Origin of the sequence: Streptomyces venezuelae (assembly GCF_008642375.1) — a bacterium.
GTDB lineage: Bacteria > Actinomycetota > Actinomycetes > Streptomycetales > Streptomycetaceae > Streptomyces > Streptomyces venezuelae_G.
The window spans coordinates 1,071,640-1,092,289 of record NZ_CP029194.1; the positions used below are offsets into that span (position 1 = coordinate 1,071,640).

A 20,650-nucleotide genomic window follows, 5' to 3' on the forward strand; every position below is an offset into this window, starting at 1 on the left:
GGGTGAGCGGGGTTCCGGCCGCGACGCGGGTGAGTTCTTGCCGGATTGCAGACGTGGCGGAAGCGCTGATGCGGGCTTCTCGTCACGGACTGCCAGGACAGGCGGGGGCCGGGAGCCGTCTGCCGGTTGCCACGGTGGATTCACCGGTGACCACGGCGTCGAGTGGCTCAAGATCGTGCAGCGCGGCCTGGCGGCTACGCGACCGCCTTCTCGGTGTCGGACGCCTTCGGTGCGGCGGCCAGGTGGTGCTTGCGCTTGGGCAGGCCGAAGGTCGGGTTCGAGGTGGCCCACAACGACATCCAGACGATGCCCGCCTTGATCCGGGCGGCCTTCCGGCCGCCCACGTACTTCGGCTTCGCCTGCCCCCCGTCGTCGACCATCTGCAGGATGCCGTCCTGCCGCCCGATGCTGATGTGGTTGCCCAGGTACTCCAGCTTGGTGTTCGCGATCTTGCCGCCGGTCAGACGTCCGACGATCGCGTCCACCGCCTGCCGGCCGGTGTAGCCGGCCGAAGCGCAGGACATCGGCAGCGGCCGACCGTTGTCGCCGGTGACGTAGCCGCTGTCGCCGACGGCGTAGACGTTCGGGTGCGAGACCGACCGCATGGTGCGATCGACCACGATCCGCCCGTTCTCGGTGACCTCGAGCCCGCCTGCTGCGGCGATGGAGCTGACCGCGAATCCGGCCGTCCACACGGTCGCGTCGGCCGCCAGAGCAGTGCCGTCGGCGCACAGCACCCGCGTCGCTTCGACGGCTTCGACGCTGGTGTGCTCCAGGACGGTGACGCCCAGCCGGTCGCAGGCCTGGCGCAGGTGGCCGCGGGCTCCGGCGGAGAGCTGGGCGCCCAGCTCTCCGCGGGCGGCCAGCGCCACCGACAGGCCGGGCCGGGATTCGGCGATCTCGGTGGCGGTCTCGATCCCGGTCAGCCCGTCGCCGACGACCAGTACATTCACGCCTTCGCCCCGCTTCTCCAGGCTGTCCAGGCGCTCGCGCAGGCGCAGCGCGGAGGGCCGGGCGGCGACGTCGAAGGCGTGCTCGGCCACGCCGGGGACGCCGTGGTCGTCACCGTGGCTGCCGAGCGCGTAGACAAGCGTGTCGTAACCGAGTTCGCCGCCGCCGTCGGCGTCGGCCACAGCGACGACCTGGCGCTCGGGATCGACGGCCGTGACGCGGGCCAGGCGCAGCCGTATCCCCGTGCCGGCGAAGACGTCGGTGAGCTGGGGAGCCTCGATCTCCTGGCCGGCCGCGAGCTGGTGCAGCCGCAGCCGCTGGACGAAGTCCGGCTCGGCATTGACCACGGTGACCTCGGTGTCCGCCGGGGACAGCCGACGGGCCAGGGTTCCGGCCGCGTAGGCCCCTGCGTAGCCGGCGCCGAGGACGACGATGCGGTGCTTCATGCTGGTGCTCCTGTCGGTTCGGTTGGTTCTCGGTGACTTGAGCGGAACAGCGCCCCGATTCCTGACAGGCGCCACGCGTGACGTGGGTCACATCTCTCTCGGGTGGTTCGGACGACCGCGATGGCGGCCCGGGTCGTCAGCGGGTGGACGGTGGCGAGTGGCGCAGGGCCCGTACGGGCGACCGCCGAGCGCCAGGGCACGCAAGTCCAGTGATCCTTGTGCGCCCGAGCGGCTGACTCCCGTAGCTCGCGCCGCGCCGACGGGGCTCTTCTGGCTCGCGCCGCGCCGACGGGGCTCTTCGCGCACCGGCCGCCAGGCTCCCCCGGACTCCGGGCACACGTGCTCGGAGAGCAGTCACTAACGGACGGGACATGGCCGCGACACGTGGCGGAAACGGGCCGTCCCTAATTTCTGTCAACCGACAGGAATTCGCAGGGACGACTTACCTCCGCGACAGGGGACCGCCATGACCGTGACCACCGATCCCGCACCGCCGACACCCCCTCCACCCGGCGGCGGGGACGCTCTCGCCCCGTTCGGCTATCCCCAGGAGCTGCGGAGGCGGATGGGCAGATACGCCTCCTTCGCCGCCGGGTTCTCCTTCATCTCCGTGCTGACCACCGTCTTCCAGTTCTTCTCCCTCGGCTACTCCTTCGGAGGGCCGCTCTTCTTCTGGACCTGGCCCGCGGTCCTCGTCGGACAGCTCCTCGTCGCCGCCTGCTTCGCCGAGCTCGCCGCCCGGCTGCCCATCGCCGGGGCGATCTACCAGTGGGCGAGCCGGCTCGGCAGCCCCGCCTTCGGCTGGTACGCGGGCTGGATCATGGTCACCGGACGGATCGTGGTGGTGGCGGCCGCCGCGCTCGCCCTCCAGATCGTCCTGCCCGCCGTCTGGCCCGGCTTCCAGATCGTCGGCGGCGACCCGTCGCCCACGACGACCAGCGGAGCCGTCAACGCCGCCCTCCTCGGCCTGGCCCTGCTGGCGCTCACCACCCTGCTCAACGTCCTGGACAACCGGGCGCTGTCGGCCGTCAACACGATCGGCGTCACCGCCGAGATCGCCGGTGTCGCGCTGATCGTCACCCTCCTGGCCACCCACGCGGAGCGCGATCCCGGGATCACCCTGCACACGGGCGGTCACGGCAGCCTGATCACGGCGCTTCTGGTGGGCTCGTTCACCGCCGCGTACGTCCTGATCGGTTTCGAGAGCGCGAGCGAGATGAGCGAGGAGACCGTCAACCCCCGGCGCACCGCGCCGCGTACGACGCTCACCGCGCTCACCACCTCCGGCGTCTGCGGCGGGCTGCTGCTCCTCGGCGGACTGCTCGCCGCTCCCAGCCTCACCGACGGGCGCCTCGCGACGGAGGGCCTGGGGTACGTGCTCACCAGCACCCTCGGCGACGGCCTCGGCAGGGTCCTGCTCGCCGACGTGGCCGTGGCGATCTGCGCGGCCACCCTCGCGATCCAGACCTCCGCGACCCGCATGCTCTTCTCCATGGCCCGTGACGGCGCCCTCCCCCGGTCGGCGGCGTTGGCGCGGGTGCCCCGGAGGACCGGAATGCCCGGCACGGCGGCGGTGGTGGTCGGTGTCGGCGCGGGACTGCTGCTCCTGCTCAACCTCGCCTCCCCGCAGGCCTTCCTCGCCATCGGCACCACCTGCATCGCCATGGTCTACCTGGCCTACGCCATGGTCACCGGTCCGATGCTGATCCGGCGGCTACGGGGCGAGTGGCGGCCGGACGACGGTGGGCGCGACGAACTCGGGCGTCCGCTGTTCTCCCTCGGCCGCTGGGGACTTCCGGTCAACGCGCTCGCGGTCGCCTACGGCCTCTTCATGACGGTCAACCTCGCCTGGCCGCGTGCCGAGGTGTACGACCCCGAGGGCGGCCACTGGTACTTCCGGTGGTTCACCGTCCTGGTCCTCGCGGCCACGGTCGCGTCGGGTGCGACGTACCGCTGGTACCGCGGCCGGGAGGGCTCCGAGGGGCGGCCGGACAGAACGAGACACGGAGGCCCCGCGGCGCCGGAGCCGGAGGCCGTACGCGCCTGAGGCGGGACGGCGTCCGGAAGCCGTGGGTCAGACCTGTGCCGCGAGGAGCTCCCGCCCCTCGCGGCGCAGTCGTGTCAGGGAGCGCTGCGGCACGCCGGCCACCCGCAGCGCGGCGTCGGCCGTCGCCGCCGCGAGGGCCGCGGGATCGCGGGCGGGGTCGGCGCGCCGGATGAGGATCACACTCTCGGTGAGACCGAAGAGAAGGTCGGCGCGGAGCGCCCGCTCCTCGGGGCCGAGGGCCGCACCGGGCTCCGTGGCTGCGAGCAACGACGCGTAGGAGTCCTTGAGTTCGGCCCTGAGCCGGTGGAAGACGGCGAAGCGCTCCGTCTGCACCTCGGGCAGCAGGTAGAGCGCGCCGAGGTTGTACGGACCTGCGCACAGCAGCGCCGCGTCGGAGTGGCACAGCGCCCACAGGCGCGCCTCCGCGGGCGCCTCCGCGCGGGAGACAAGCCGGGCCGCCACCTCCAGGGAGGGACGCACGGTCCCTTCCAGCAGCTCCGCGAGGATCGCTTCCTTGCCGTCGACGTAGTGGTAGAGGGACGCCTGCCGCAGCCCGGCGCGCTCGGCGATGGACCGGGTGGAGGTCGCGGTGTAGCCGCGGGTGGTGAACAACTCGGCTGCCACGGCGATGACTTCGTCGCGCGGCTCCGGGCCGCCGGCCGGGCGCTCCTGGGCCCGCGGGCGGCCGACTCTCCTGCTGGTGGGCGTGTTCGGCGTGCTCACTCCGTGATCCTCGCACAGCGCCCGCGGTTCCTCCGGACCGAGCGGCCGGGGTGAGTTTCCGGTAACCGACCGGAAACGCGCGGGCAATGGGAAGGAAGCGGCCGCTGCCTAATTTCTGTCGAGCGACAGAAATTAGATCCGAGATGAGCCCCGGACCGGAGGTCGAGCCATGGGGACACCCTCAGCGCCACCGTCAGCGACCGCGTCGACGCACGGCGCACGCCAGCACGCCCGTGCCCAGGACGGCACGACGGCCGACGCCATGCCGGTCGTTCCCGCGAGCGACTGGCCGGAGCCTCCCGAGGGCGTGGCCGCCGGGGACGTCGTGTGGGCCGGGACCGTGGCGGGCGGCGGCTACACCCACAAGGTCCTCGCCCGTGGTACCGAGCTGCGACTGACCGACCTCACGGGTGACGCCTGCGCGCACCTGCTGCTCCACAGCGCCGACCGCCCCTGGGAGCGGCTGAACACGGCCGACACGGTGAAGGTGCTCTGGAACGCCTACCTCGGCAAGGGACACCTGCTCCTCTCCGACCAGGGCCGGGTGCTCGCCTCCGTGACCGAGGACACCTCCGGTCGGCACGACGCCCTGACCGGCACGTCCACCCTCGCGCGCAACACCGCCCGGTACGGCGACGGTACTCCGCAGTCCGCCTCGCCGGCGGGGCGCGAGCTGTTCAAGCTGGCCGCCCTCAAGAACGGCCTCGCGCCGCGCGACCTCCCGCCGTCCGTCTCCTTCTTCCAGGGTGTACGGATCGCCGAGGACGGCACCACCGAGTTCATCGGATCGGCAGACGCCGGCGCGTCCGTCACGCTGCGCGCCGAACAGGACGTCACCGTCCTCCTCGCCAACGTTCCGCACCCGCTGGACCCGCGTCCGGAGTACACGTGCGGAAACCTCCGGGTGCTGGCGTACCGGTCCCGTCCGACCGCTCCGGGCGACGCCCTGTGGGACGCCGCCCCCGAAGGCCGCCGGGCCTTCCTCAACACCGTCGACCACCTCACCGCCCGGGGGCTCGCATGACCGTCACCGCCCTTCCCGGCCGCGTCGTCTCCGACGAGACCGTCCCCGCCCGCGCCGCATGGTCCGGGTTCGTCCGCCGGGGACAACTGCTGACCGTCACCGACCTGTACGGCAACCAGGCCGCCGACTTCCTCGTCTACGACGCGCACGACACCTCCGTGCGCTACAGCGCCCCCGACACCGTCCAGGCCCAGGGCAACGTCTTCCTGACCACCGGCTCGGTCCTGCTCTCCAACGAGCACACCCCGCTGATGACCGTCGTCGACGACACCTGCGGACGGCACGACACCCTCGGCGGCGCCTGTTCCAAGGAGTCCAACACCCTCCGCTACGGCCATCACACCTGGTCGCAGCACGCCTGCGTGGAGAACTTCCTCTCCGAGGGCGCCCGACACGGCCTCGGCAAGCGCGACCTGGTCTCCAACATCAACTGGTTCATGAACGTGCCGGTCGAGAAGGACGGCACGCTCGGCATCGTCGACGGCATCTCGGCGCCCGGCCTGAAGGTCGTGCTCCGCGCCGAGACCGACGTCCTCGCGCTGCTCTCCAACTGCCCCCAGATCAACAACCCCTGCAACGGATTCGACCCGACGGCCGTCCGGATGACGATCACCGACGCGGCCGGAAGCGAAGAGGACGGCACCCGATGACGTTCGACACCCTGCTGGTCGCCAACCGCGGCGAGATCGCGGCCCGCGTCATCCGCACCGCCCGGACACTCGGGCTACGGACCGTCGCGGTGTACTCCGACGCCGACCGCGGCACCGAGCACGTCCGGCTGGCCGACGAAGCCGTCCGGCTCGGCCCAGCGCCCGCCAAGGAGTCCTACCTCGACGCCGACCTGGTCCTGAAGGCCGCCAAGGACACCGGCGCGGGGGCCATTCACCCCGGGTACGGCTTCCTCTCGGAGGATGCCGACTTCGCACGCCGCTGCGCCGACGCCGGCATCGTCTTCGTCGGCCCCACCCCCGAACAGCTGGAGCTCTTCGGGGCCAAACACACCGCCCGGGCCGCCGCCGAGGCGGCGGGCGTCCCGCTCGCCCCCGGCACCGGCCTCCTCCCGGACGTGGCCGCGGCCCTCGCCGCCGCCGACGGGATCGGGTACCCGGTGATGCTCAAGGCGACCGGGGGCGGGGGCGGCATCGGCATGCGGGCCTGCCACGGCCCCGCCGAACTCGCCGACGCCTGGGACAGGGTGCAGCGGGTGGCCGCGGCCTCCTTCTCCTCCGCCGGGGTCTTCCTGGAACGCCTGGTGGAACGCGCCCGCCACGTCGAGGTGCAGGTCTTCGGCGACGGGCAGGGCAGGGTCGTCACCTTCGGCGACCGGGACTGCTCGCTCCAGCGCCGCAACCAGAAAGTCCTGGAGGAGGCCCCGGCACCCGGCCTCCCCGAGCACGTCCGGCGCCGGCTCGCCGAGGCCGCCCGCGACCTGTGCGCGTCGGTGGACTACCGCTCCGCCGGCACGGTCGAGTTCGTGTACGACGCCGCCCGCGAGGAGGCGTACTTCCTGGAGGTCAACACCCGCCTCCAGGTCGAGCACCCGGTCACCGAGGCGATCCACGGCGTCGACCTCGTCGCCTGGATGCTGCGCCTCGCCCAGGGCGACACCGCCGTCGTCACCGAGCCCCCGACGCCCCGGGGACACGCCGTCGAGGCCCGCCTCTACGCGGAGGACCCCTCCCGCGACCACCGCCCCAGCGCCGGCCTGCTGACCCGGGTCGCGTTCCCGGAGGACGTCCGCGTGGACGCCTGGGTGGAGACCGGCACCGAGGTCACCACCGCCTACGACCCGATGCTCGCCAAGGTCGTCGCGCACGGGGCCGACCGGGCCGAGGCGCTCGACCGGCTGGACGCGGCGCTCGCCGCGACCCGCGTCGACGGCATAGAGACCAACCTCGGCCTGGTGCGCGCGGCCCTCCAGGAGGCCGGCTTCCGCGCCGCCGGCCACTCCACCGCGACACTCGCCGGAGTCACCGATCCGACCCCGCGCGTCGAGGTCGTCGCGGCGGGCACCCTGACCACCGTGCAGGACTGGCCGGGACGCACCGGCTACTGGCAGGTCGGCGTCCCCCCGGGCGGACCGATGGACGACCTCTCCTTCCGGCTGGGCAACACCGCCCTCGGCAACGACGAGGGCGCCCCCGGCCTGGAGTGCACCCTCCAGGGCCCCTCCCTGCGGTTCACCCGTCGCACGACGGTCTGTGTCACCGGCGCCCCGGCCCGCGTGACGAGAGACGGCACCGCCGTGCCGCAGTGGGAACCGGTGACCGTCGACGCCGGACAGACCCTCGCCGTCGGCGCGCCCGCCGAGCACGGCCTGCGCACCTACGTCCTGTTCGCGGGCGGCCTCGACGTGCCGGAGTTCCTGGGCAGCGCCGCCACCTTCACCCTCGGCCGGTTCGGCGGGCACGGCGGCCGCGCCCTGCGCTCCGGTGACGTCCTGCACGGCGGCGAGGTCCGTACGGACACCCGCGTCGTCTCCCTCGACGAACGTCCGGCCTTCGGCTCCTCGTGGCAGGTCGGCGCCGTGGAGGGTCCGCACGCGGCACCCGAGTTCTTCACCGAGGACGACATACGCGACTTCTACGCCGCGGACTGGAAGGTCCACTTCAACTCGGCCCGCACCGGGGTCCGCCTCGTGGGCCCCAAGCCGCGCTGGGCCCGGACCGACGGCGGCGAGGCAGGGCTGCACCCGTCCAACATCCACGACACGCCGTACTCCGTCGGCGCTGTCGACTACACCGGCGACATGCCGGTCCTCCTGGGTCCCGACGGGCCCTCGCTCGGCGGCTTCGTCTGCCCGGCGACCGTCGTCACCGGGCAGCGCTGGAAGCTGGGCCAGCTCCGGCCCGGCGACAGCGTCCGCTTCGTGCCGGTGACCGCCGGGGCGGCCGCCGCACTGCGCCGCGCACCGGCCGCCGAGCCGCGCGCCGACCGCCCGCCGCTCGTCGACGGGGGCGTCCTCGCCCGCCTGGAGGAGACCGGCGACCGGCCGTCGGTCACGTACCGGCGCAGCGGCGACGACAACCTCCTCGTCGAGTACGGGCCGATGCAGCTGGACCTGGCGCTCCGCATGCGCGTGCACGCGCTCGCGGAGGCGCTGGCCGCCCGCGGGCTCCCCGGCGTCCTCGACCTCACACCGGGCATCCGCTCGCTCCAGATCCAGACCGACCCGGACGTGCTGCCCCAGCGCGACCTGCTCGACGCCGTCCTGCGCGTGGAGGAGGAACTGCCGCCCACCGACGACCTGGTGGTGCCCAGCCGGATCGTGCACCTGCCGCTGTCCTGGGACGACCCGGCGACCCGCGAGGCCATCGACCGCTACGTCGCGGGCGTGCGCGACGACGCCCCCTGGTGCCCGTCGAACATCGAGTTCATCCGTCGGGTCAACGGCCTGGGCACGGCCGACGACGTGTACCGCACGGTCTTCGACGCCGAGTACCTTGTCCTCGGCCTCGGCGACGTCTACCTCGGCGCCCCCGTCGCCACTCCGCTGGACCCCCGGCACCGCCTCGTCACCACCAAGTACAACCCGGCCCGCACCTGGACGGCCGAGAACTCGGTCGGCATCGGCGGCGCCTACCTGTGCGTCTACGGCATGGAGGGCCCAGGCGGCTACCAGTTCGTCGGCCGCACGACCCAGGTGTGGTCGCCCTGGCGGCAGCGCGGCGCCTTCGAACCGGGGAAGCCCTGGCTCATGCGCTTCTTCGACCGGATCAAGTGGTACCCGGTCGGGGCCGAGGAGCTCCTGGAACTGCGCGCCGACATCGTCTCGGGCCGGTTCGTCCCGAGGACCGAGGAAGGCACGTTCTCACTCGCCGCGTATCAGGACTTCCTTCGGGCGAATGCCGCGTCGATCGCCGCCTTCCGGGCCCGGCAGAGCGCGGCCTTCGGGGCCGAGCGCGACGCCTGGGAGGCGGCCGGCGAGTTCGCCCGCGCCGAGGCGGCGGCCGAGACCGTCCCGCCGGTCACCGACATCGAGGTGCCCGAGGGCGGCCGACTCGTCGAGGCCGACTTCACCGCCTGCGTCTGGCAGGTCAACGTCGAGGTCGGCGACCGGGTCTCGGCGGGTCAGCAGCTGGTCGCCCTGGAGGCGATGAAGATGGAGTCACCCGTGACGGCCCCCGCCGAAGGCGTCGTCGCGGAGATCCTGATCAGGCCGGGAAGCCAGGTCGAGGCGGGAACCGCCCTCGTCGTCCTCGCTCCCGTCGAGACCGCGGAGGCGACCGTATGAGCACCGCGCTGGAACGGGTGCGCGCCGCGTACGCCCGCATCGCCCGGGTGGACCGGCCCGAGGTGTGGATCGACCTCCGTCCACGGGAGGACACGGAGGCCGAGGCCGCCGCGATCGACGCACGGACCGCCGCCGGCGAACGGCTGCCCCTGGCCGGAACGGTCTTCGCCGTCAAGGGGAACATCGACGTCGCCGGGCTCCCGACCACCGCCGGCTGCCCCTCGTACGCGTACCGGCCCGAGGCCGACGCTCCGGCGGTGGCGCGCCTGAGGGAGGCCGGATCCGTGGTCCTCGGCACGACCAACCTGGACCAGTTCGCGACCGGTCTGGTCGGCACGCGCAGTCCGTACGGAGCGGTCCGGAACGCGGTCGACCCGGCGTACGTCTCCGGCGGCTCCTCGTCCGGCTCGGCGGTCGCGGTCGCCCTGGGCCTCGTGGACCTCGCCCTCGGCACGGACACCGCGGGTTCCGGCCGGGTGCCTGCCGCCTTCAACGGCGTCGTCGGCATCAAGCCCACCCCCGGCCTCGTCCCCACCGAAGGCGTCGTCCCGGCATGCGCGTCGCTCGACTGCGTGACGGTCTTCGCCCGCACGCTCACGGAGGCCGAGCAGGTGCTGTCCGTCATGGCGGCACCGGCGGGACGCGCGCTCCCGCCTCTGGACCAGCGCCGCCCCGGCCCGTGGCGGATCGCGGTCCCCGGCACCGCGCGGCTCGGCGAGCTGGACGAGGGGTGGGCGGAGGCGTTCGGAGCGGCGGCGGCCCGACTCGCCGACGCGGGCGGCGAGTTCCTGCCCGTGGACCTCGAACCCTTCACCGAGGCGGCTGCCATGCTGTACGCGGGGGCGTTCGTCGCCGAGCGGTACAGGGCCGTCGGCGCGTTCGTCGAGAAGCACGCCGGCGCACCGGACCTCGACCCGACGGTGGCCGGGATCATCTCCGGGGCGCGCGACATCCCGGCCCACCGCCTCTACGCGGACCGGGAGAGGCTGGCCGCCCTCCGCACCCGGGCCCTGGCCTCCCTCGGCGACGCGGACGCGCTGCTCCTGCCGACCGCGCCGGGGCACCCGACTCTCGCCGAGGTCGCGGCCGACCCCCTGGGCACGAACGCGCGGCTCGGCCGGTTCACCAACTCCACCAACCTGTTCGGCCTGGCGGCGGTCGCCGTCCCGGCGGGCGAGGTGGCCGGGCGTCCCTTCGGCGTCATGCTGATCGGCCCGGCCCACACCGACGAACGCCTCGCGCGGATCGCCCGCCTACTCACCTCCCCTCCCCTGCATCTCGCGGTGGTCGGCGCGCACCTGTCCGGGCAGCCGCTGAACGGGCAACTGCTCGCCCTCGGCGGCCGGTTCGTCCGTACGACCACGACGGCGCCCGTCTACCGGCTGTACGCACTGGACACGACACCCCCGAAACCCGGTCTGGTCCGGGCCCGCGAAGGCGGTGCGGCGATCGAGGCCGAGGTGTGGCGGCTCCCCGCCGAAGGGCTGGGCGCGCTGGTGGCCGCCCTCCCCCGCCCGATGGCCCTCGGCAGCGTGGAACTCGCGGACGGCAGCTCCGTACCCGGCTTCCTCTGCGAACCCGAGGCCCTCGACGGCGCCCGCGAGATCACCGCGTACGGCGGCTGGCGCGTGGCCCTGCCCACGCTCGCTGGCCCTGACGCGCCCTCATGATCTCGCCGCCCGGACCGGCCGGTGCCGGCGACGGACGAACAACCCGCTGTTCCTCGAAGGCGGAGATCAGGCTGCTGCCCGGAGGCCGACGTCGAGGGTCCGGGCGGCTTCGGTGATGCTGCCCGGCATCAGGTGCCGGTAGGTGCGGTAGGTCTCCTCGATGGACTTGTGGCCCATCCATTCCTCGACGTCGGTGATGCCGTGCTTCTCCTCGTACCGCTCGATCGCCTCCCGCACCGACCGGGGTACGGGGGCACCTCCCGGAACTCCCCCGCTTTGCGGTGCTTCGGCTTTCGTCTTCAGGACCCGGAAGGCTTCCTGCCTGGGCCTTCACGCCGTCACCGACGCCTGTACGGGCAATCCCTCGGGAACGCCCGCCGACTCATGCCGACCGGAGGCTGACGTGCCTGATGACCCATCAGGGCATACGGGAGACCACTCCGCACACGGATGACGTGCGCCCACCCACCACCGACCAGGACCGGATGAGGTCATGGACGGTCGGGCGACCTGGTCTGACACACCGGCAGTGCACATGGGAAGGGCCCCACCCCGGGTGGACCGGGGTGGGGCCTTCCTGGTGCGCTGCTCGTTCAGGCTACTCCTGGACAGTGCGGCGACGCCGCGTCCACCACACCAGGGCCGCGCCGGTGGCGGCGATCGCCGCGGCGATGCCGGAGATCAGGCCGATCGGGGTGTCCGATCCGGTGTCGGCGAGGCCGCCGTCCGGGTCCGGTCGGTTCGCCGGAGGCGTTGCGCCCCCGCTGCCGCCGGTGTCGCCGTTGCCGGGCTTGGTCGGGTCCGGGCCCGGCGACGTGGGCGGGTCGGTCGACGTCGGCTTTGGCGTCGGCGTCGGGTCGGTCGGCGTCGGCGTCGGCGTCGGCGTCGGGTCGGGCTTCCCGTCGTCTGTCAGGCCGGCGCCATTGCCGCCCAGGAACGCGGTGTCGCTGTCGCGGGCGGACGTCTCCGTGCGGACGGAGTCCTTCGTCGTGCGGGGCAGTTCGCGGTGCTGGGCGGTGAACTCGACGCCGGTGATGTTCCGCTTGGGGGCCTTGGCGAAGTCGATGCCTCCGACGAAGAACGTGTAGATCCGGCCGTCGCCGAGGGGCCATTCGTAGGTGAAGTCGCCCTCGGTGAAGGACTTCACCATCTCCTTCCACACGGTCCGCTTGTCCCAGTCGGCGTTCTCACCGCGCAGCGGCCACCGCTTCAGGTTGTTGCTGTTGATGATGGAGCGGAAGTCGGTGGCCTTCTTCGCGTCCTGCTGGCGGATCCACTCGGCCGCGACGCGGGACTTGTAGACGCGGCGCAGGTCGGCGTACTTGGGCTCGGTGTTGATCTGCTTCTCGACGTGAGGGACGAGGTACTGGGAGATCAGCCGGTGGCTGCGCTCCTTCTCCTCCTTGCTGAGCTTCTTCGAGCAGTCCTCTCCCTGTACGGGGGTGTCGAAGTCCATCGCCGCGTGGTTGACCTCCAGCGGGGCGTCGAGGATGTAGATCCCGCCGTCCTGCTCGCGGACCTTCGCCCGGCCGGGAACGATCCAGTTGCGCCCCGATCCCCAGCACGGCACCCCGTCGACCTTGGGGGTGGCGTCCATGAACTCCTTGCCCGGGGACTTCTTGGGGTCCATGGCGCGGGAGAAGTCCCGCTTCATCTCCATGTCGGCTACGAGGAGGACACGGCCGGCGTCGGTTTCACCGAACGCCTTGTCCATGATGGTGTCGGGCTGGTCGGGGTTGAGGTTCACCCACTGCCGGTCCGGGGTGAGCGCCAGCCACGTGAACAGGGCATCGGAGGCCAGTTCGAGCTTCGCCTGTCCGCCCCAGCCCGGGTTGTCGTCCTCATCGGGCATGAGGTCGGCCTTCATGGAGTAGTCCAGGGCCTTGCCCTTGACCGGGTTGCCGACGTACTGGAGCTCCAGGGTGGAGAAGTCCACCCCGCCCGGGCCCCGGCCGAGCGCGGACCGGGCGTTGTCCGCCAGGTACTGGTTCTGCAACTGCCGGGCCTGGGCCGGGTTCTGTCCCGACCCGTAGGCCACCGAGGCGCCCGGGCCCTGGGTGCCGCGGTTCGGCAGCGGGTTGAACACGTTGTACGTCTTCGTGTACTTCGTCTGCGGCCACAGGCCCTTCGCGGTCGCCCGGCGCTCCGCGATCCGGATCGGGTTGTTCCCCGTCCCCCGCTCCGCCCGCAGCTTGTCGTTCTCGGCCTTGTAGTCGCGGAGGGTGGCCCCGTTCGGCTTCTCCGACGTGAACATCGTCAGGCGGTGCCGGGTGAAGTCGTGCTTCGCGTCCTTGTGCCGCAGGATGATCCTGTCGGCTCGGAGCTGGGCCGGCTTGCGCTTCCCGTCGGACTTGAACTCCCCCAGCTCACCGGTGCGCTGGTTGTAGGAGTCGTACCGCCGGGAGGCGATCTTCTTGCCGTCCCTGTCGAAGATCTCGATCGTGACCTCGCACAGCCAGTCGGGGCCGACCATGTTGAAGTCCTGAACCGCCTTGACCTCGAACACGCCCCCCTTCTGCTTGCTGACCTGCGCGCTGATCAGGTTGACCTTCCAGCTGCCGAACGGCTTGGGGTTGTTCGACTCGTTCCGGTGCCGCTGATAGCGGGAGTAGATCGCCCTGCGCATGTCCTCCGGGTCCTTGGAGGCCGCATACGCCTTGTCCCACTTGTCGATGTCCGCGCGGCTGCCGGTGACCTGCCCCAGCTCGGCCGCAGTGGGCGCGGGAACGTTCTCGAAGCCCTTGAACGCGTTGTTGTAGTAGTACTCCTCGTCCGGCCCGGACTTCGTCCATTGGTGCTGACCCGTCGGTGCACCCGAGTTGTTCGGCGTACGCGGGACGGTCCTCTTCAGGTGCATCTGATCGCACCGCTTGCCGCCGGTGATCTTCGCGTAGTCCCCGGGCGCGGCCGACGCCACGGACGGCAGGCCGACCAGCAGCACCGCCGCCGAGGAGACGACCGCCAGCGCGGCAGATAGGCGCCCTTTCAGGCGCTGTCGTATAGGTGTACTCACGTAGTGTCCCTGGTCGTGGGGGCCTCGGGACTCAAGACTGCGAGGGCAGGCCGGACAAGGGGCCCCGTATCGTGCCCGCTCCTGCCGACCCACCACACTAGAGGCCGTCAACTCAGCACGTACAAGGCGTTGTTGACGTGGCGTGTGATGACTCCGCGAAGATCCTGCGTGGGTGACGGCGCGGTTCGGTAGGTTCTGGCCATGACCACACCCCACTCCGACTACGACTCCACCCGCCACCCCGACCTCCTGGTCTGGCTCACCGAACGCGAGGCCGCCTTCGAACAATGGGCCCGGGAAGCCGGCGGCGTCGACCGGTTCGACTTCTCCGACGCCTCCCTCGATGCCTTGGAAGACCTCGTCAAGGAGTCGTTCACCGAGTCGGAGGAGATCACCGCACAGCGCCGCTCCCCCTTCGTCCAGGGTGCCGTGTGGTACATCGGCGAGACCCTGCGCCGACGGCGCGAAGGCTGGGTATGGAAGTTCGAACCGGACGTCACCTTCGGCCTGCTCCCGGCGTTCTATCCGGCGGTCCCGGACCCCGCATACCTGGACACCCCCTGCGTCGGCGCACCCGACGCCAAGCCCGGCGAGCACTGGTACCCCCTGAACACGCTGCGCCGACTCCTCGTCACCGAAGACGAGTTCGACAACCCGATCGACGAACGGCTCGTCGGCATGGTCGAAGGCTGGTACGACGAGGACGACGACGAGTGACCGGCGCGCGCGGCGCGGGCGCCAGGCCATGTGTCGGTGAAGCGCTCACCCCTGGGCTCCGTGATCACCGTCAATTCGGGGGGCCTGCGGCGGTTCCACGCCTCCGCGTGCCCGCGGAGGCGACCCGCGTCCTCGCAGGGGACTCGGGGCGGCCCGGTCGATCAGCCTCTCCTCGATGTGGCCGCCCGCGCCGAGAAGACCGGTCTGCTCGAACGAGTGCGCCCGCATGAGACGGGGCAGTTCGCGCCGGGAGAGCAGGTCCACCGCGAGGGGGAAGAACGGCCGGCCGGCCTGGGCGAGCCTCAGCCAGGGCGGGGCGTACACGGAGGCGGAGCGCCGTTCCACTCCCCGCACGAGCCAGGACGCCACCCGGTCCACCGGATACACGCGGCGGGCGGGTCCGGGCATGTGCCCGCGCAGTTCGCGCAGCACCGGCTGGCGGTCGACGTCGCGGACCATGTCGGTGTCGGTCCAGTGCAGGTACGCCACGCCCACGCCGACGCCCTGGTGCGCCACCTCGGCCCGCAGGGAGCGGGCGAAGGCCTCGGCGCCCGCCTTCGAGGCGCAGTACGCGCTCATCATCGGGGCCGCGCCGAACGCGGCGGTGGAAGCGACCTGGAGGAAGTAGCCGCCGCTGGAACGCAGACCGGGCAGGAAGGCGCGCGCGGTGATCGCGCTGCCCACGAGGTTGACCTCCACGACGCGGCGCCAGGTCTCGGGGTCGGAGGTCTCGAACGGCCCGCCCTCGGCGACGCCCGCGTTGGCGACGACGACGGACGGGGCGCCGAGGACCCGGGTCACCTCCCCGGCGGCCCGCTCCATCGCCGCGTCGTCGGTCACGTCGACCTCGACGGCGTGGCTCTCCGTGCCGAGCGTCTCGGTCAGGGCGGCGAGCGTGGCGTGCTCCCGCCCGAGCAGCGCCACGCGCATCCCGCGCCCGGCGAGCCGGTGGGCCAGTCCGGCGCCCAGCCCGCGGGCCGCGCCCGTGACTACGGCGATACGTCCTTCAAGTTCCCAGGAGCGCGGCATGAGGGCCTCCGGTTCTTCGGCGGGATCGAGGGACTCGTGTCCAGTTCGGCCGCCGAGTGGGCGACGGATGCGGCGGGGCGCTGCGAACCGGGCACCGATGCATCCGGCGGGCGTGCTCGGGCCGAAGAAGAAAGGACGGGGCGTGCGGGGCCGGCCGGTCGTCGGGCCTGCCCGGACGTCGTCGGGGAGTGCCCGACGGCCTCGGGCACCGCCCGGACGTCGTCGAGCACGGCCCGGAGAGGACGGATGAGGCATGACGGACACGCACTGGCTCTTCGGGGACCAGCTGGGGCCTGCCTTCCTGGCGCCGGGCGAGGAGGGGCCCGCCCGTGACGCCCCCGTGGTGATGATCGAAGCTCGCTCCGTCTTCCGCCGCCGACGTTTCCACGGGGCGAAGGCGCGCCTCGTCCTGTCGGCCATACGGCACCGCGCCGCCGAGCTCGGCGACCGGGTGACGTACGTGCGGGCGGACACCTACCGGGAAGGGCTGCGGCGTGCCGTCGGCCGCGGCCGGGTGACGGTGCACCACCCCACCTCCCGGGCGGCGCTGCGTCTGGTCCGTTCGCTCGGCGACGTCACGGTGCTGCCGCCGCGCGGGTTCCTCGTCGCTCCGGACGAGTTCGCGGCCTGGGCGAAGGAGCGGCGCGCGCTCCGCATGGAGGACTTCTACCGGCGGGTCCGCCGCGACCACGACCTCCTGATGGAGGGGGACGGCCCGGCCGGAGGGCTGTGGAACCTCGACCGCGAGAACCGCGAGCCCCCGCCGCGGGGAGCCCGCTCGCTGGACGCGCCCGCGCCGTACCGGCCCCGGGAGGACGGCATCGACGAGGAGGTCCGCCACGACCTGGACCGCTGGGAACGGGACGGGGACGTCTCCTTCGTCGGCCGGGACGGTCCCCGTGCGTTCCCGGCGGACCGACGGCAGGCGCTCGCCGCGCTGCGGCGCTTCCTGGACCACCGGCTCACCGGGTTCGGCGCGTACGAGGACGCGATGCCGGCCGGCGACGGCGTGATGAGCCACGGTCTGCTGTCGACCTCCCTGAACCTGGGACTCCTCGACCCGGCGGAGTGCGTGGAGGGTGCGGAGTCCGTTTGGCGGGCGGGCGGGGCGCCGCTCCGGTCCGTGGAGGGCTTCGTCCGGCAGATCGCCGGCTGGCGCGAGTACGTCCGGCACCTCTACTGGCACTTCGGTGAGGAGTACCGGACGAGCAACCTCCTCGGGCACACCGGGGCGGTCCCCGGCTGGTGGGAGGAGCTGGACGCGGACGCCGTGTCGGCCCGGTGCCTGGCGACGGCCCTGCGCGAGGTCAGGGACACGGGCTGGACCCATCACATCCCGCGCCTGATGGTCCTCGGCAGCTACGCGCTCCAGCGCGGCTGGGACCCGGCCGCCGTGACCGACTGGTTCCACCGCAGCTTCGCCGACGGCTACGACTGGGTGATGCTGCCCAACGTCGTCGGCATGTCCCAGTACGCCGACGGCGGCCGGATGACGAGCAAGCCGCACACCTCCGGCGGCGCCTACATCGACCGCATGAGCGACCTGTGCGGGCCGTGCCGCTACCGCCCCGGCCGGCGGGTCGGCGAGGAAGCCTGCCCCTTCACGGCCGGCTACTGGGGCCTTCCTCCACCGGCACCGCGACCGGCTCGGCCGGAACCCCCGCACGTCCCGGCCGGTGGCGGGACTGGACCGGCTGCGGGACCTGCCCGCCCTCCTGGAACAGGAGCGGAAGCGGGGCGCCGGCCCGCCCTGAGGGCCCCGCGCCGCTCGCCCGCCCCGCCGAGGGGCGCGCGGCCGGCCACGGCACCAGGGCGGGGGCGACCTCGCGGACGTGGAGAGAGGACGGCATGAAGAGGACGACGGACGACACACGGTACGACGCGGTGGTCGTCGGAGCGGGGGCCGCCGGCCTCGCCTGCGCCGCCGACCTGTGCGCGGCAGGCCTGCGGGTGCTGCTGCTGGAGGCAGGTGACGCGGTGGGCGGCCGGATGCGCACCGACCGGGTGGCGGGCTTCACCCTGGACCGCGGCTTCCAGGTCTTCAACACCTCGTATCCGCAGGTGAAACGGCGGGTGCGGCTGAGGCCCCTGAGGCTGCGGCCGTTCACGCCGGGGGTGCTCGTGCACACCGAGCGCGGGCCGCGCCGGTTCACGGATCCGAGCCGCCGCCCGCGTGAGGCCCGGGACCTGCTGCCGGGGCGGCTGGCGTCGGGCCGCGACCTTCTCGCGCTCTCCCTCCTGTCGGCGCGGGACGCGCTGGCGCCGGCGTCCGTGCTGCGGCGCGGCGCCGACGGGACCACGCGCGAGGCGCTGGCCGCGGCGGGCGTGTCACCGCGGCTCGTGGAGACGTTCTTCCGGCCGTTCCTCTCCGGCGTGTTCCTGGAGGACCGGCTGGAGACCTCGGCGCGCTTCTTCCATCTGGTGTGGCGGAGCATGCTGCGCGGCACCCTGTGCCTCCCGGCCGAGGGGATCGGCGCCGTGCCCGCCCAGCTCGCCTCGTGCCTGCCGCCGGACGTGCCGCGCACCGGAACCGTGGTGTCCGCGCTGGGGCCGGACGGCGTGGTCCTCGCGGACGGGCGCGAGGTGCGCTCCCGAGCGGTCGTCGTCGCCACCGGGCAGCGGGTCGCGGCGGAGCTGCTGCCGGGACTTCCCGTCCCGGACGGCCGGACCGTGACCACGCTGTACCACGCGGCCGACCGGCCTCCCCTGGACGAGCCCGTGCTGGTCGTCGACTCCGCGCGCAGGTTCCTCAACACCTGTGTCCTCACCGCCGTCCAGCCGGGGTTCGCCGCCGACGGCCGGGCGCTGGTGTCCACGTCGGTGCTCGGCTCCCCCGGACCGTCGGACACGGCGGCGGTGCTCGCGGCACTGGGGGAGGTGTACGGCGCGGACACGGGCGGCTGGGAGCCCGTCCACCGCGTCACGGTCCCGGACGCGCTGCCGGCGATGCCGGGCCCGACGCCGCTCTCCCGGTCCGTGCGGTGGGCACCCGGTCGCTACGTGTGCGGGGACCATCGGGCGACCGGTTCGGTCCAGGGCGCGCTGGCCTCGGGCGCGCGGGCGGCTCGCGCGGTCCTGGACGACCTGCGGGCGGGCGCGGCCTGACAAGCCCGGGGGGGCAGCCGTGCTCCTCCGTCGTGGTGGCGCGACAAGGAAGACGGCGACGCCGGCCATGGTGCCGTAGCCCCGGTGGTACGAGGCGAACTCGCACCGACCCTCGGCCGGTCCTACGCCGGAGTCCGCCGTCGCGGCTGTCATGGCGCGGTACGGGCCGGGCGCCGGCGCTGCCACCAGCGGGGGCGGGGGCGGGGGTGCACGGCCCGGCCCAGCCGTCGGCCGATGGTCACGTAGCCGAGCAGCGCTCCCGTCGTATTGAGGAGGACGTCGTCGATGTCGAAGGCGCGGCCCGTGACGAGCGCACCCTGCACCAGCTCCACGAGCAGCATGGTGGCCGCGGTGAGGAGCGCGACGCGGAGGAAGCCGCGGGCCTTGCGGGACAGCAGCGGCAGCAGGATCCCGAAGGGGACGCCGAGGAGGATGTTGCCGCCGAGCTGCTTGACGGTGTCCACGAACTGGGGCCGGCCGAGGTAGGACTCGATCGAGCGCCCGGGCGTCAGGTTGCTGTGGGTGAGGGGCACGGAGGCCGGCGAGGCCTCCAGCGTCAGCCGGGCGAGGACCACGGCGAACGCCACCATGCCCGCGAGGGCGGTGAGCGCGACGAACGCCCGCACGAGCCGGCCCGGGCCGCGCCGGACCGGGACCGCGGGCCGGGGCGCCGCGGCGTCCGGCTCCTTCCGTTCCGGGCTCCCGCCGGCCGGCGCCACGCCGCCCGCACCCCGCGCGTCTCCCCCGTCGCCACCGCCCCCTCCGGCGGGCGCACCGCCCCGGCGCTTCGACGATCTCCGACCGAACATGAGCCGTCTCCTTCCCTCGGTGTCCTGGAGCGAATGGATCCCGCGTACCCCCGCCGGGAGACCGCATGCCCTGCGGTCCCCTGGGGCGCTCACCTCCGCACCACCCTCCCCTCTCACCCCAATGGGGTCCGATTCGAAGGGAGTTGTGTGTGGGAGCGGCGGACTCGGGCATCCGGCCCGCATGGGAGAAGAGACCGAGAACCGACCCGCGCCGGCCCGCCGTTCGTGGATGCGCCCGGGAGGGAGGTGGCGCCTCGCCGCCGCCGTCCTGCTCGTGCTCGCCGTCGCCCTCATGCTGATCGGCCAGTTCCTCCGGATCCCCGGCCTGGACGTCTTCGGGACGGACGTGAAGGACCGCTCCGGCCCCGCCGTCCTGCAGTCCGTCCAGGACCTGAGCCGGTACGAGGGGGCGGCGGGGACCTACCAGGTGGTGGTCGACCTGGAGCACGACGCACGGTTCCTGCCGGACGCGATCCGCGGCACCCGCACCCTGTACGTGGCGAGCGGCAGTGTCGCCTCCTACGTCGAGTTCGGCGGCCTCGAGGACGACGCCGTGACTGTCGACGCCGACCGGACCGAGGCCACCCTCCGGCTGCCGCACGCCCGGCTGGCCGCCCCGGCTCTCGATCCGGAGCGGTCGTACGCCGTGTCGAAGCAGCGCGGTCTGCTCGACCGGATCGGCGACGTCTTCTCGGACAATCCCGCGAGCGAGCAGGCCGTCCACGTCCTCGCCGCCCGGCGCATCGGCGACGCGGCCCGCGAGTCCGACCTGACGTCCCGGGCGGAACGGAACACCGCCGCGATGCTGCGGGAACTGCTGCGGGGACTGGGCTTCGAGCGGGTGACCGTGACCTTCGTCTGAGCCGGATCCGCCGGGCCGGA

13 protein-coding genes and 2 pseudogenes are annotated in these 20,650 nt (G+C 73.0%); 9 read left to right on the plus strand and 6 right to left on the minus strand.

What is annotated here, in order from left to right; genetic code table 11:
• Positions 1 to 194 precede the first annotated feature (194 nt).
• Entirely contained in the window at positions 195 to 1,397 is a 1,203-nt protein-coding gene (locus DEJ46_RS04635; protein WP_150274094.1) for an NAD(P)/FAD-dependent oxidoreductase, read from the minus strand.
• A 466-nt stretch (positions 1,398 to 1,863) separates the two neighbouring features.
• Between DEJ46_RS04635 and DEJ46_RS04640 the strand changes: the two genes are divergently transcribed.
• The gene (locus tag DEJ46_RS04640) at positions 1,864 to 3,444 is read left to right on the plus strand and encodes an amino acid permease (protein WP_150264301.1); all 1,581 of its coding nucleotides are present in this window, start codon (positions 1,864 to 1,866) and stop codon (positions 3,442 to 3,444) included.
• A 27-nt stretch (positions 3,445 to 3,471) separates the two neighbouring features.
• Here DEJ46_RS04640 and DEJ46_RS04645 read toward each other — a convergent pair whose 3' ends face one another.
• A complete protein-coding gene (locus DEJ46_RS04645; RefSeq protein WP_150264302.1) occupies positions 3,472 to 4,167 on the minus strand; it encodes a TetR/AcrR family transcriptional regulator in 696 nt (231 codons plus the stop codon).
• Positions 4,168 to 4,336: 169 nt separating this feature from the next.
• On the opposite strand from DEJ46_RS04645, the gene DEJ46_RS04650 reads away from it, so the two are divergent.
• The 4 genes from DEJ46_RS04650 to atzF are packed head-to-tail and all read left to right on the plus strand — an operon-like array spanning position 4,337 to position 11,095.
• Positions 4,337 to 5,191, plus strand: a complete 855-nt coding sequence (locus DEJ46_RS04650) for an urea amidolyase associated protein UAAP1 (protein ID WP_223834504.1) — start codon at positions 4,337 to 4,339, stop codon at positions 5,189 to 5,191.
• Entirely contained in the window at positions 5,188 to 5,841 is a 654-nt protein-coding gene (locus tag DEJ46_RS04655) for an urea amidolyase associated protein UAAP2 (protein WP_150264303.1), read from the plus strand. Before DEJ46_RS04650 ends, DEJ46_RS04655 begins: the two co-directional genes overlap by 4 nt.
• Positions 5,838 to 9,425, plus strand: coding sequence for an urea carboxylase (gene uca, locus DEJ46_RS04660; RefSeq protein ID WP_150264304.1), 3,588 nt, complete (start codon positions 5,838 to 5,840; stop codon positions 9,423 to 9,425). The genes DEJ46_RS04655 and uca overlap by 4 nt, the downstream gene beginning before the upstream one ends.
• On the plus strand, positions 9,422 to 11,095 hold the full coding sequence (atzF, locus tag DEJ46_RS04665; RefSeq protein ID WP_150264305.1) for an allophanate hydrolase: 1,674 nt from the start codon (positions 9,422 to 9,424) through the stop codon (positions 11,093 to 11,095). The genes uca and atzF overlap by 4 nt, the downstream gene beginning before the upstream one ends.
• Before the next feature lie 66 nt (positions 11,096 to 11,161).
• Here the strand turns inward: atzF and DEJ46_RS39015 are convergent.
• Positions 11,162 to 11,388 (minus strand): annotated as a pseudogene (locus tag DEJ46_RS39015) (integrase); the annotation flags it as partial.
• Positions 11,389 to 11,693: 305 nt separating this feature from the next.
• Complete coding sequence (locus DEJ46_RS04670) at positions 11,694 to 14,108, minus strand: hypothetical protein (protein WP_150264306.1); 2,415 nt, start codon at positions 14,106 to 14,108, stop codon at positions 11,694 to 11,696.
• Positions 14,109 to 14,309: 201 nt separating this feature from the next.
• Here DEJ46_RS04670 and DEJ46_RS04675 point away from each other — a divergent pair, with 201 nt between their 5' ends.
• Positions 14,310 to 14,825, plus strand: coding sequence for a hypothetical protein (locus tag DEJ46_RS04675; protein WP_150264307.1), 516 nt, complete (start codon positions 14,310 to 14,312; stop codon positions 14,823 to 14,825).
• A gap of 45 nt (positions 14,826 to 14,870) precedes the next feature.
• On the opposite strand, the gene DEJ46_RS04680 is transcribed toward DEJ46_RS04675, so the two are convergent.
• Entirely contained in the window at positions 14,871 to 15,854 is a 984-nt protein-coding gene (locus DEJ46_RS04680) for an SDR family oxidoreductase (protein ID WP_150264308.1), read from the minus strand.
• A gap of 253 nt (positions 15,855 to 16,107) precedes the next feature.
• On the opposite strand from DEJ46_RS04680, the pseudogene DEJ46_RS04685 reads away from it, so the two are divergent.
• Positions 16,108 to 17,608: pseudogene (locus DEJ46_RS04685) on the plus strand (cryptochrome/photolyase family protein).
• A gap of 94 nt (positions 17,609 to 17,702) precedes the next feature.
• Entirely contained in the window at positions 17,703 to 18,959 is a 1,257-nt protein-coding gene (locus DEJ46_RS04690; RefSeq protein ID WP_150264309.1) for an NAD(P)/FAD-dependent oxidoreductase, read from the plus strand.
• Between the two features lie 149 nt (positions 18,960 to 19,108).
• On the opposite strand, the gene DEJ46_RS04695 is transcribed toward DEJ46_RS04690, so the two are convergent.
• Positions 19,109 to 19,768 carry a VanZ family protein gene (locus DEJ46_RS04695; RefSeq protein ID WP_411757716.1) on the minus strand — a complete coding sequence of 220 codons (660 nt, stop codon included), beginning with the start codon at positions 19,766 to 19,768 and terminating at the stop codon, positions 19,109 to 19,111.
• Between the two features lie 181 nt (positions 19,769 to 19,949).
• Between DEJ46_RS04695 and DEJ46_RS04700 the strand changes: the two genes are divergently transcribed.
• Positions 19,950 to 20,630: a DUF4230 domain-containing protein gene (locus DEJ46_RS04700; protein ID WP_411757717.1), complete on the plus strand. Its 681-nt coding sequence runs from the start codon at positions 19,950 to 19,952 to the stop codon at positions 20,628 to 20,630.
• The last annotated feature ends 20 nt before the right edge of the window (positions 20,631 to 20,650 follow it).